The organism is Amycolatopsis sp. MEPSY49 (assembly GCF_051337345.1).
Lineage (GTDB): Bacteria > Actinomycetota > Actinomycetes > Mycobacteriales > Pseudonocardiaceae > Amycolatopsis.
Window position 1 is genome coordinate 1,223,640 of the sequence record NZ_JBDLYJ010000001.1, and the last position, 11,306, is coordinate 1,234,945.

At 71.5% G+C, this 11,306-nt stretch carries 10 protein-coding genes and 1 tRNA gene; 8 read left to right on the forward strand and 3 right to left on the reverse strand.

Annotation, left to right across the window (positions count from 1 at the left end):
• From ABFJ78_RS06105 to ABFJ78_RS06120, 4 genes are all read left to right on the forward strand, one after another.
• A tRNA-Gly gene (locus ABFJ78_RS06105) sits at window positions 1-73 on the forward strand.
• Window positions 74-231: 158 nt separating this feature from the next.
• Complete coding sequence (locus ABFJ78_RS06110) at window positions 232-1,095, forward strand: alpha/beta fold hydrolase (RefSeq protein ID WP_436384704.1); 864 nt, start codon at window positions 232-234, stop codon at window positions 1,093-1,095.
• Window positions 1,096-1,198: 103 nt separating this feature from the next.
• Entirely contained in the window at window positions 1,199-2,602 is a 1,404-nt protein-coding gene (locus ABFJ78_RS06115; protein ID WP_436384705.1) for an MFS transporter, read from the forward strand.
• Between the two features lie 14 nt (window positions 2,603-2,616).
• Window positions 2,617-3,234, forward strand: a complete 618-nt coding sequence (locus ABFJ78_RS06120) for a TetR/AcrR family transcriptional regulator (protein WP_436384707.1) — start codon at window positions 2,617-2,619, stop codon at window positions 3,232-3,234.
• A gap of 2 nt (window positions 3,235-3,236) precedes the next feature.
• Here the strand turns inward: ABFJ78_RS06120 and ABFJ78_RS06125 are convergent, their stop codons facing one another.
• Together ABFJ78_RS06125 and ABFJ78_RS06130 are read right to left on the reverse strand one after the other, a co-directional pair.
• The gene (locus ABFJ78_RS06125) at window positions 3,237-3,395 is read right to left on the reverse strand and encodes a hypothetical protein (protein WP_436384709.1); all 159 of its coding nucleotides are present in this window, start codon (window positions 3,393-3,395) and stop codon (window positions 3,237-3,239) included.
• 216 nt (window positions 3,396-3,611) lie between these two features.
• On the reverse strand, window positions 3,612-5,807 hold the full coding sequence (locus ABFJ78_RS06130; protein WP_436384711.1) for an NB-ARC domain-containing protein: 2,196 nt from the start codon (window positions 5,805-5,807) through the stop codon (window positions 3,612-3,614).
• 367 nt (window positions 5,808-6,174) lie between these two features.
• On the opposite strand from ABFJ78_RS06130, the gene ABFJ78_RS06135 reads away from it, so the two are divergent.
• The 3 genes from ABFJ78_RS06135 to ABFJ78_RS06145 all read left to right on the forward strand — a co-directional run bounded on the left by ABFJ78_RS06135 (window position 6,175) and on the right by ABFJ78_RS06145 (window position 9,612).
• Window positions 6,175-7,155 (forward strand): hypothetical protein, encoded by a 981-nt coding sequence (locus ABFJ78_RS06135; RefSeq protein WP_436384713.1) that lies wholly within the window; start codon window positions 6,175-6,177, stop codon window positions 7,153-7,155.
• Between the two features lie 248 nt (window positions 7,156-7,403).
• A complete protein-coding gene (locus ABFJ78_RS06140; protein WP_436384715.1) occupies window positions 7,404-8,783 on the forward strand; it encodes a TIR domain-containing protein in 1,380 nt (459 codons plus the stop codon).
• Window positions 8,758-9,612: an ion transporter gene (locus ABFJ78_RS06145; protein WP_436384716.1), complete on the forward strand. Its 855-nt coding sequence runs from the start codon at window positions 8,758-8,760 to the stop codon at window positions 9,610-9,612. Before ABFJ78_RS06140 ends, ABFJ78_RS06145 begins: the two co-directional genes overlap by 26 nt.
• Here ABFJ78_RS06145 and ABFJ78_RS06150 read toward each other — a convergent pair.
• Window positions 9,601-10,290, reverse strand: coding sequence for a TioE family transcriptional regulator (locus tag ABFJ78_RS06150; protein WP_436384718.1), 690 nt, complete (start codon window positions 10,288-10,290; stop codon window positions 9,601-9,603). The two genes, ABFJ78_RS06145 and ABFJ78_RS06150, sit on opposite strands and share 12 nt — an antisense overlap.
• Window positions 10,291-10,319: 29 nt before the next feature.
• Between ABFJ78_RS06150 and ABFJ78_RS06155 the strand changes: the two genes are divergently transcribed.
• Window positions 10,320-11,288 carry an erythromycin esterase family protein gene (locus ABFJ78_RS06155; RefSeq protein WP_436384720.1) on the forward strand — a complete coding sequence of 323 codons (969 nt, stop codon included), beginning with the start codon at window positions 10,320-10,322 and terminating at the stop codon, window positions 11,286-11,288.
• Window positions 11,289-11,306: the final 18 nt, after the last annotated feature.

Consider the following 11,306-nt stretch of genomic DNA (forward strand, 5'->3'; position numbering starts at 1 on the left):
GCGGCCGTGGTGAACTCGGCGGACACACCGGTCTTCCAAACCGGAGCAGTGGGTTCGATGCCCACCGGCCGCTCGTTTTGCCAGGCGCGTCGGCGCGCCACGCGCGCGGTTCGGCAACCAGCGGGGTCTCATACGCCCCGCCCACGTGGATCGACACCACGGCGCGCGACCACCGAAAACTGTCGGTGCCCCGGTTTACGCTGCCCCCAACGTCCGAAATGGGGAGGCACCATGGCCACGCACACACTGGAAACACCCGAGGCCGACATCGTCTACGACGTCCACGGCCCCGCGCCCGCCGACAGTCCGCGGCCACCCCTGCTCATGGTCGGGCAACCCATGGACGCCACCGGGTTCAGCACGCTGGCGTCCTTCTTCCCCGACCGGACCGTCGTCACCTACGACCCGCGCGGGCTCGGGCGCAGCGTCCGCAAGGACGGCCGGGAAGACCACGTCCCCGCCACCCAGGCCGGTGACATCCACGGCGTCATCCAAGCGCTTGGCGTCGGCGCGGTGGAGGTGTTCGGGAGCAGTGGGGGCGCGGTCGCCGCGCTCGCGCTCGTCACCGCGTACCCCGACGACGTCCGCACGCTCGTCGCGCACGAACCGCCGATCATCGAGGTGCTGCCTGACGCCGACGCGGCCGAACGGGCCGGGAAGGGCTTCCGGGACGCCTACCAGGCGCGGGGCTTCGGGGCCGGCATGGCGGCCTTCATCGCCATGACCTCGTGGAAGGGCGAGTTCACCGACGACTACTTCGCCCTGCCCGCGCCGGACCCGGCCCAGTTCGGCATGCCCACCGAGGACGACGGCCGCCGCGACGACCCGCTCATGACCGATCGCTCGCTGGCCGTCTCCGCCTACCAGCTCGACGTCGACGCGCTGACGTCGGCGCCGACGCGGATCGTGATCGCCGTCGGCGAGGAGTCCGTCGACGTCATGACCGGGCGCGCCGCCCTCGCCACCGCCGCCCGCCTCGGCCAGGAGGCGACGGTCTTCCCCAGCCACCACGGCGGTTTCCTCGGCGGCGAGTTCGGCTACGCCGGCCAGCCCGAGGCGTTCGCCCGGAAGCTGCGGGAGGTGCTCGAAGGCTGATAGTCACCCCGCTGACGAACTGAATCAAACAACTGGTTGACAGAGTAGGTCGACTGGTTGATGCTTGCTGCGTCGAGTTCACTCGTGGAGCAAGGGGGACGTCGTGGGGAAGCACGCGCTCAGGTGGTGGGCACTGGCGGTCGCGGTACTGGCCGTCCTGGTGGACATGATCGACAACCAGATCGTGGCGGTGGCGCTGCCGACCGTCCAACGGGAGCTCGGCACCGGCGACGCCGCGCTGCAGTGGATTTCGGCCGGCTACGCGCTCGGGTTCGCGCTGACGTTGATCACCGGCGGCCGCCTCGGCGACCGGCACGGCACGAAGAAGCTGTTCGTGGCCGGGATGCTCGTGTTCACCGCGGCGTCGCTGGCCGCCGGTCTCGCCGGGCACGTCGGCGTGCTGATCGCCGCGCGCGTGGTGCAGGGCGTCGGGTCCGGGCTGATGGTGCCGCAGGTGCTTTCATTCATCCACGCGGAGTTCGACGAGCGCGAGCGGCCGAAGGCGATGGCCTGGTACGCGGGCGCGTTCCCGGTCGGCGGGCTCGCCGGTCCGCTGCTCGGCGGCGCGCTGACCCAGGCCGACCTCTTCGGCACCGGCTGGCGGGCAATCTTCCTGGTGAACGTGCCCATCGGCGTGCTCGCGCTGGCCGGCGCGGTGGCGACGATGCCGAGCCGGCCCGGGTTCCTCCGGCACCGCCTGGACCTGGGCGGCCTCGCGCTGCTGACCGCCGGGTTGTTCGCGGTGTTCTACCCGCTGGTGCAGGGCCGCGAGCTGGGCTGGCCGGCGTGGTCGGTCGTGCTGCTGGTGGCCGCCGTCCCGCTGTTCGGTGTTTTCGCGCTGTACCAACGGGTTCAGGCGCGTCGCGGCGGCGAACCGCTGGTGCCGCCGAACCTGGTGCGGCGGCTGGCGAGCGGGCAGGCGGTCCTGTTCTGCGTCAACACCGGCGTCGGCGTGTTCTTCGTCCTGACACTGCACCTGCAGCTGGGGCTCGGGTTCTCGCCGTGGGAAGCGGCGGTGACGTTCGCGCCGTCGACGCTCGGCATCGTCGCGGGCAACGTCCTGGGCATGCGGCTCGCGCCGTCGCTCGGGCGGTCGTTCGCCGCGGGCGCCGTCGCGGTGCTGCTGGCGAGCCTGGTCGCGGTCGCCGTTCTGGTGCTGTCGCAGGGTGCGGCGCTGAGCGGGTGGGCATTGCTGGGGCCGGTGATCGGCGTCGGGCTGGGGATGGGCGCGGTGTTGAACGCGCTGTTCGCGTCGGCGATGGCGGAGGTCCGGCCGGAGCAGGCGGGCGCGGCGTCCGGCGTCGTGAACACCACCGTCCAGCTCGGCACGGCGACCGGCATCGCGGTGTTCGGCACGGTGTTCTTCACCCGGCTCGACGGCGGGTACGCGTCCGCGACGGCCGGCGCGCTCGCGGTCAGCGCGGGTGTGCTGGTGCTGGCGCTCGCGCTGACGGCGGCGCTGCCCGCTCGTCACCCTTCTGTTCCGCAGAGTCAAGTGACTGGTTGACGTATAGTCGCGGCGTGACCGCCTCGAAGCCACGCCGTTCGCCGAAACCCCAGGAGCGCCAACGGGATCCGGAACGCACCCGCCGGCTGATCCTGGAGGCGGCGGGCGCCGAGTTCGCGGCGAAGGGCTACGCGGGCGCGCGGATCGCGTCGATCGCGGGCCGCGCGGGGGTGAACCAGCAGCTGATTTCGTACTACTTCGACGGCAAAGAGGGCCTGTACCGGGCGTTGTCGGAGCAGTGGACCGAGCAGCAGCGGGAGCTGGTCGCGCCGGACGTGCCGTTGGCCGAACAGGTGCGGCGGCACGCGCTGTCGAGCCGCGACGGGATGCGGCTGGTGGCGTGGTCGGGCCTGGAGTACGAGGGCGCCGAGACGGATCCCGACCACGCGCCGAGGACGCAGCGCCTGGCCGGGACGGTGGAGCTGATCGCGGCGATGAAGGCCGACGGCCGGCTGCCGGAGTGGGTCGACCCGGAGTGCCTGACGGTGCTGCTGATGGCGGCCGCGATGGCGCCGGTGACCCTGCCGCACGTGGCCGAGGGACTGACGCGGACCGCGCCGGACTCCCCGGAGTTCGTGGAGCGGTACGCCGACCAGCTGGCGAAACTGGTCGAGCACCTCTCCGCCACCTGAGGTCAGTGCTCGACGGGTTCGGAGGTGGCGACGGCGGGCCCCTGACCGGGCGTGCCGGAGGGAGCGCTGGGCCCGGCGAGCGAGACGCCGGCGACGAGTGCCACCGCGACGAGGAAAAGCGCGGCGCGGAAGAGGGCGGAAAACGAACAGACGACCATCATGACTCGCTCCTCGGGATTTCCCGGATCAACGGGGATTTCGGCGATTCCGCGGGGTGGTCGCGGAAATTCGGAACTGTATAGATGGTGCGCTTTCGCTGGGGTGGGGGACAAGCCGTTTCCGTTGCCGGAAACGGTTTGGGCGGGGAAACGTCGCGGGGGACGGCATGAGCCGGGGCCCGCGGTAACCCGCGAGCCCCGGCTCGGCCCAGCGCAACTTCAGCCGACCGCTGCGCGATCCCGGTACTCGGCCTCGCCGAGCACTCGCGGATCCAACGTGACCCGGTACGCGGCCGCTTCCGTCCACCAGCGATCCGCCGCCCCACGGTCGCCGCGGCCCGCCGCCGTGTTCCCCAACCCCGTCAACGCACGCGCCTTCTCGTACTCGCTCCCCGCGTCGTCCGCCAACTCGGCCGCCCGCCGGTAACAACTCTCCGCCTCCGGCCACTGCCCCGCGCGGAACCGCACCCACGCCTCACAATTGACCGACATCACCCGGTCCACCGGCAGCTGAGCGAGCTGAACCGCCTCCCGCGCACTCGACAGCGCGGATTCGAACCGCTCCAACACCGTCGAAGCGAGTGCGATACCGCGAAGCGCGATTACGACGTTGCGCGTCCGCCCGGTCCGGCGATAAACGGCCAGCACCGCCGTCAAATCGGTCAACGTCGCTTCCGCCTCACCCCGATACAGCCGCGCCCACGCCAGGCTCGACAACGCGTCGATCGCGCCGCGGTCGTCCCGCGCCCGCTCGAAACACTCCTGTGCCCGCCCGTGGAAGCGGATCGCCTCGTCGACACGTCCCGACTCCACGTGGGCCATACCCAGGTTGTTGAGGATCATGCCGGTCGCGCTCGCGTCGTCGATCGCGCGCGTTGCCTCGAGGGCTCGTTCGTGCGTGCGGATCCACGGCTCGAACAGTTTCTCGCGGAAGAAGTACGCGCGGAGCACGAACGCGAGCTGCCAGCAGCGGTCGTGAAATCCGTGCCGGAACGCGGAATCGACGATCTCCACCAGCGTCGGCCACTGCGCGGCCAGCCAGCCGAGCGCGCCGTCCGCGTCCGTGAACGGCGTACCCGCCGCCGACGGGAGGCCGGTGGCCGGGCGGAACCGGTATGGCTCCGCCAGTTCGTCGGCCGCCAGCGTCGTCATGAGCGCGTGGTCGACGAGCCGGCCCATGGCCGACGCGCGGTCCTCCGGCTCGACGCCCGGCAGCGCGTGCGTCGACGCGAACATCCGCATCAAGTCGTGGAGCTCGACGTACCCGCGCTCGTCGCGGACGACCAAGTGGGCGTCGTGCAGCCGGTCGACCAGGCGGTCCGCTTCGCCGGGGCCGAGGCCCGCCAGCGCTTCGACCGCCGCGATCTCCGCCGCGGTCGCGGGGTGCAGGGCGAGCAGGCCGAGCAGCCGCCGCTGGTCGCCGGGCAGGGACTCGTACGACACCGCGAACGCCGTCGCGACGCTGCGCTCGCCGTCGTCGAGCGTGCCGAGGCGGGTCGTTCCGTCGGCGAGGCGGTCGCGCAGCCGGGCCGCCGTCCAGCCGCCCGCGACGAACCGGGCGGCGACGATCCGGACAGCGAGCGGGAGCTGCCCGCAGTGCCGGACGATCTCGGTCGCGACGCTCTCGTCGCCCGGCGCGTGGTCACCCGCGACGGACCGCAGCAAGCTCACGGCGTCGGCGAGCGGCAGCACGTCGACCGGGAAGTGCCAGGCGTCGTCGAGCGCGGGGAGCCGGCCCCGGCTGGTCACCAGGATCCGGGACGACGTCTCGCCCGGGACGATCGCGCGGATCTGCTCGGCGGACCGCACGTTGTCCAGCACCAGCATCATCCGCCGGCCGCGCAGCTGGTCGCGGACGAGGTTGGCGAGGCCGTCCTCGTCGGCGGGCAGCTGATCGGCCGAGACGTCCAGCAGCCGCAGCAACCGGCCCAGTGCCTCGCCGGCGGACAGCTCGGCCGCGCCGGGCGTGTGTCCCCGGAGGTCGAAGAACAGGCAGCCGTCCGGGAAGGACCGCTCGACCCGCCGGGCCGCGGCGACGGCCAGCGCCGTCTTGCCCGCGCCCGCCATTCCGTGCACCACGCCGACCCGGGCGTCGTCCGGGTCGAGCAGCAGCGCGGAAAGCGCGTCGAGTTCCGTTTCCCGGCCGACGAAGTAGCGGCCGGCGTCCGGCAAGCCGGCGATGCCGCCCGCGCTGCGCCGCGCGGGCGATCCCGGTTCCGTGACGAGGGCGAGCAGTTCGCCGCCGGCGCCGAGTGCTTCGTCGCAGGCCCTGGCCAGCTCCCGGTTCACCCGGGTCTTGCCGTTCTCCACCTTGCTCAGGTAGCCCTTGGTGAAATGCACGGCCGCCGCGAGTCCGGTCAGTGACATGCCGACCGAGGTCCGTCGACGTTTCAATTCCGCTCCAAAGTCCGGCATCGGTCAATCATCCTGTGTTCGGCGAACGGGGGGAAGGTGTGACCGGCGGCCCGGGCCCGCCGGCCGGTTCCGGTCAGCCCAGCAGGGAGACCAGCTGGCTCAGCACGATGACGAAGTGCGTGTGCATCGCTTTCCCCTTTCCGGATCGGATTCCTTGTTCCGCCGAACGGTTTCGGCGGAACAAGCATCACCCGGTGAATCCGGCGCGGACAGGCGTTTCCCGTTGCCGGTCAAGAGGAAACCGCGGCTACCGGATCGACCTGCGCTGTTTCCTCGTTCCGGAAACCGGCCGGAAACGGGTGACGGCGCGGGCACGGCGGAGCACCATGAGTACACTCCCCCGCAGCGACCAAGACGGAGGTGCGGCTTGGCTCAGGAGGCGGCCGAAGCGAAGATCAACGCTCTCTCAACGGAGCTGAAACTGCTTCGCAAAGGCCTGGGTGTCCAAGCGAAGAACCTGCCGGCCGGCGTCGGCGAAGCGCTGCGTGAGGTGTGCGGTGTCGGCGAAGACGACGCGCCGGGAACGGTGCGCGCGAAAGTGGTCGCCACGCTCGTGTCCTTGATCGAAAAGCTGCCCGAATCGCAGCGGGAAACGGCGCGGATCGTCCTCGGCTTCGGCACCGGCGCGAACGAGCGCTACACCGCGCGCCTCGAGTTGCTGGGCAGCGGGGCCGACCGCAACGTCCGCACGATGCAACGCCGGGCCGACGACGTCCTGTACCTGATCGCCGAAACCGCTTACCAGTCGCCGGCGGCGTTCGGTGGCGTGCCGTCGAACAGCCAGGACCCGTGGCACACGTCGGCGCTGGCGGTCCGGCTGACCTTCACCGGGCCCGCGGCCGAGGTCTTCGAAACCCGGCGCATCGTCAGCCACGTCGCCGGGCTCGAGGAGATCGAGCACGGCGTCTCCCTCGCGCGGCCCGCCAGCACGACCGCCGCGCCGGACCTGTCCCGGCTCGGCATCGACGTCGTCGCGGGCGGCGAGGTGCATTCCGAGCGGCTGGTGTCGTCCACGCGGGTGGCGTTCCGGCTGCGGCCGCCAAGGCCGCTGGACGCCGGTGACCAGCACGAATTCTTCTTCCGCATCCGGCTGGAAGCGCTGCCCGCGCCGTTCTACTGCTGCACGCCGGAATTCCCGTGCGACAGTTTCGACCTCAACGTCCGGTTCGACCGGAACGAGCCGCCGCAGCGGATCTGGCGCATCGACGGCGACCTCTCCAAGGACGCGGGCGACCCGGTGCCTGCCCGCAAACCGCTGTTCCTCGACAGCGCGGGCGAAGTGCGCACCCAGTTCCACGGCCTCCAGCCCGCGAGGTCCTACGGGGTGGGCTGGCAGCCGGCCGGCTGACCGCGTCATGCTCCTCCTCGCCGTGCGCGTCTTCTTCCACGATGCCCTATCCGGCGGGGGAATTCCGCGCCGGAAACGCGACAGAACCAAGACACTTCTCGCACCGCTTTTTCCCCGCTTTCACCGGTCGCTGTTGAACCGGTGACGATCCGGTCAAGCGGCGTGGCGCCGGTAACGTGTCGCGCGAATGGGGCGACCTCCGAAAAAAGCATTATCTCCGCAGGCGCTGTTAACCGCGAGGAGGTTGGATGCGCCCCTATGACGTCTTCCTCAGCTTCACCTGGTCGGACACCGCCGAGGTGAACGCCCTCGAAAACGCTCTCCGCGCCGCCGGGCTGCGGGTTTTCCGGGATCGGGGAATCGACCGGTTCGACGGCGTCACCGAGAAGCTCGTCTCCGCCCTCGCCGAGTCGAAGGTGCTGCTCGCCTACTATTCACGGCGGTTCCCGGACCGGTACGCGTGCCAATGGGAACTGACGTCCGCCTTTCTCGCGGCGCAGCGCTCCGGCGATCCCCGGCGGCGGGTGCTCGTGGTCAACCCCGAGCCCGACGGGAACCACATCGCGCCGGTCGAACTGGCGGACGCCGCGTACTTCGGCCGGCCGCGCACCGAGCAGGACCTGGCCCGGATCGCCGACCGCGTCGCCGAGATGGTCCGGGCGGCGGACACCCCGCTGGGCGCGGTGCGCAGCACGGCACCGCTGCTGCCCCGGTTGCTGCGGCCCCGGCGGTTCGTGGGCCGGTACCGGGAGCTCTGGGCGGTGCACAGCGCCCTGCACGCCCGCGACCTGCCGGCCACCACCCCGCGGACGTCGGCCGCGCTCGCCGTCGTGCGCGGGGCCGCCGGCCTCGGGAAGACCAGCCTGGCCGAGCAGTACGCCTTCCTCTTCCGCGATGCCTTCCCCGGCGGGGTGCGGTGGCTGGACCTGTTCGGAACGGACGATCCCGCGGGCGCGCTCACCCGGTTCCACGCGCACCTGCGCGTGATCGCGGCGGACCTCGGCGCCGACGTCGGCGACCGCTCGCCGGAAGAGGTCCGGGACCTGGTCGCCCGGCACATCGAAGCCGCGCGGAAGCCGCAGCTGTGGGTCATCGACGACGTCCCGCCGGACCTGCCGGCCGCCGTGCTCGACGAGCTGGTGATGCCGACGTCGTACGTCCGGACGGTGCTCACGACGAGGTCGGGCCACCCTGGGTGGCCCGCTCCGGTCGTCGACCTCGGCGGGTTGACCGAGGACGAAGGAACCGCGCTGTACACGGAGATCGCCGGGTCGGCGGACCCCGTCGAGCTCGCGGCCGTGCGCCGGCTCGTCGAGCGCTGCGGCGGGCACCCGATCGTGCTGACGAGCGTGAGCACGGCGCTGCGCGACCGCCGGAGCGCGTCCGGGATCGCCGGCGCCCTGGACGCCGTGACGGGCACCGCCGCCGACGTCCTGCGGCAGGCGGCGATCACCCGGGCGCCCGTGCGGCGGCACCGCGGGGAGCCGGTGGGCGAGCTCGTCCGGCACGCTCTGCGGACCCACCTCGGCGTGGACGGGCCGGTCCTGGTCCGCGACACGACGGCGAACCGGCTGATCAACGCGGTGCGTGCCATCATCGGGCATGGTCACCCTTCGCGATACCCGTGAGCCGGAGCTCAACAGCGGGGTTCTGCCCGGGAACGTGCGGGCCGACGACTGGATCATGCTCGTCCTCGCCGCCGGATCGGTCGGGTTGCTCGGGTTCATGCTGCTGAGCCCGCCGGCGCGGGACGCCGGCCTGGTGATCTTCTACGTCGACTGCGGGATCTGCGGCGTCTTCCTGCTCGAGTTCCTCTGGCGGTGGCGGAAACGGCGGTGGGCCAAGAAGTTCCTCGTGCGCAACTGGTACGAGCTGTTCGCCATGATCCCCGTCGCGCACCCCGCGATGGCCGCGCACAAGTTCGTCAGCGTGGTGCTGCTCCTGGTCCGGATCGGGCGGGCCGCGGACCGGGCCGTCGGCGAGCAGTTCACCTACCGGCTCGTCGACAAGCTGTCCGAGCCGATCGTGAAGGCGATCAAGAAGCCGGTGACCATCGCCGTGCTCGACGAGGTCGTCAAGGTGCTCGAAACCGGGAACTACCCGGAAAACCTCGCGAAGTCCCTCAACGCCAACAAGGACGAGCTGCGCACGATCATCGCGGAGAAGATCGCCCAGGACCCGCAGCTCGGGAAGCTCAAGCGGCTGCCCTTCCACGACGAAATCGTGCGGACCGTCGTCGACACGTCGTTCCGCGTGCTGCTCGAAGTCCTCGTCGACCCGCGGATCGACGACTTCTTCTCCGCCGTCGTCCGCGACAACCGCGAGCAGATCCGGCAGGCCGTGCAGCTCGGCCTGCACGAGAACGAGGACGACGAGGCGGAGAAGTCCCTGCCCGTGCGCACCCAGCACTCGGCCGCCCTCGAGTACGACCGGCTGCACCCGAGGTCACGGCCGTGACCGCAGGTACGCGCCGAGCAGGCCCGCCGCGTCGAGCATGGCGACACCCCGGGCGTTCAGCTTCTCCTGCCAGGTCTCCAGAGCGTCCACGAGGGACTCCGTGCCGCCGGCGGTGCGGACCTGCTCGACGACCGTCGCGATGTGCTCCAGCGGGTAGCCGCCGCGCCTGAGGAGATGCGTCAGTTCGGCGTCGCGGATGTCGGCGGCGGTGAAGACCCGGTAGCCGGTCGCGGGGTTGCGGCGCGGCACGAGGATGCCGGCGCGTTCCCACGCCCGGATGGTCGCCGCCGTGACGTCGAGGCGGTGGGCCAGCTCGCCGATCGACCAGCCGGTCGCCGTCGGCTCGGGGGCCGTCCCGGTGGTCAGGTGGCCGATGGCCTTCCGAACCGCGTTGAGGGTTTCGCGGTCGCGGAGCAGCTGCTCGTGCCCCCGGTCGACGAGCGTCAGCGCGCGGCCGAGATCGTCGTCGTGGACGGCGGTCATGATCCCGCCGGCCGTCGCGTGGCCGTAGGCCGGGACCAGCGCCAGGAACGCACGCAGGGCCGACGCGTGGACGTCCGTGTAGATCCGGTACCCGCTGGGCGTGCGGGACGCGGGCGGGAGGAAGCCGTCCTGCTCGTAGTTGCGGACCGCCTGCGTGGAGATGCCGTGCTCGCGGGCGAGGTCAGCGGGTCTCAACTGAGTGTTCAAGGATACGATTCAACCACATGGACATCACGGACTTCACCGCCGAACTGCTCGCGTTCGGGGAGCCGACGCACTTCGAACCGGCCTTCGGGCGGATCCGCAACGAGCTGTTCGCCCGGCTCGCCGAGCACGGCTTCCGGACGATCGCGCTGGAGACCGACCGCGTCGCCGCGCTCGACGGCGGGTTCTCGCACGACTTCGGCGAACTGGCCGCCAACCGGCAGCTGCTCGACTGGCTGCGCGAGTACAACGAGGCCGCCGCCGAACCGCTGACCTTCCACGGCTTCGACGCCCCGACGGAGATGTTCAGCGCGCCCAGCCCGCGTCGCTACCTCGAACACGCCCGCGACCACCTGGGCCTCGACGTCGACATCGCCGCCCTGGCCGGCGACGACGAACGGTGGAGCCGGTCCGAAGCGATCCTCGACCCGGCCGCGTCGCCCGGAGCGTCACCCGAGGCACGTGAGCTGCGGGTCATCGCGGACGACCTGCTCATGGCCCTCGACGCCCGCGTCGAGACGCCGGAGTCGAGCCGCGCGCGGATCCACGCGATGGCCGGGCTCGATCTGCTTCGTTACCACGCGGCGTCGGCGCTGCCCGGCGATCGGGACACGAGGATCGCCCGCCTTGCGAGCGCCCGCGCGGTCATCATGGCCCGGAACCTCTTGGACATCCACACTTCGCGGCCCGGCCGGACGCTGGTGTTCGCGCACAACGCCCACCTGGGGTCCGGTGCGGGGGCGATCGTCGCGTCGCGGCTCGGCGACCGGTACGCGTTCATCGCCGGCAGCCTCGGCCACAGCGAGGCCCTCGGCCTCGGCGAGCCGGCCGCGGACACCTTCGAAGGCCGCCTGCAGCGCGGCACTGACACCTGGCAGCTGACCGCGGAAATCCCGTCCGGTCGCACCCGGGACGACGCCGACTACCGGTACGCGCCGCTCACCCGGGAACTGCTCGAGAACGCCGACGCGATCCTGCACGTCGCATGAAAAGCGGCCCCGCACCGG

What these genes read in the sequence shown, in the direction of transcription:
- ABFJ78_RS06110 (WP_436384704.1), top strand. Translation starts at nt 232, where the DNA reads ATGGCCACGCACACACTGGAAACACCCGAGGCCGACATCGTCTACGAC.
- ABFJ78_RS06125 (WP_436384709.1), bottom strand. Translation starts at nt 3,395, where the DNA reads ATGATGGTCGTCTGTTCGTTTTCCGCCCTCTTCCGCGCCGCGCTTTTC.
- ABFJ78_RS06130 (WP_436384711.1), bottom strand. Translation starts at nt 5,807, where the DNA reads ATGCCGGACTTTGGAGCGGAATTGAAACGTCGACGGACCTCGGTCGGC.
- ABFJ78_RS06140 (WP_436384715.1), top strand. Translation starts at nt 7,404, where the DNA reads ATGCGCCCCTATGACGTCTTCCTCAGCTTCACCTGGTCGGACACCGCC.
- ABFJ78_RS06145 (WP_436384716.1), top strand. Translation starts at nt 8,758, where the DNA reads ATGGTCACCCTTCGCGATACCCGTGAGCCGGAGCTCAACAGCGGGGTT.
- ABFJ78_RS06155 (WP_436384720.1), top strand. Translation starts at nt 10,320, where the DNA reads ATGGACATCACGGACTTCACCGCCGAACTGCTCGCGTTCGGGGAGCCG.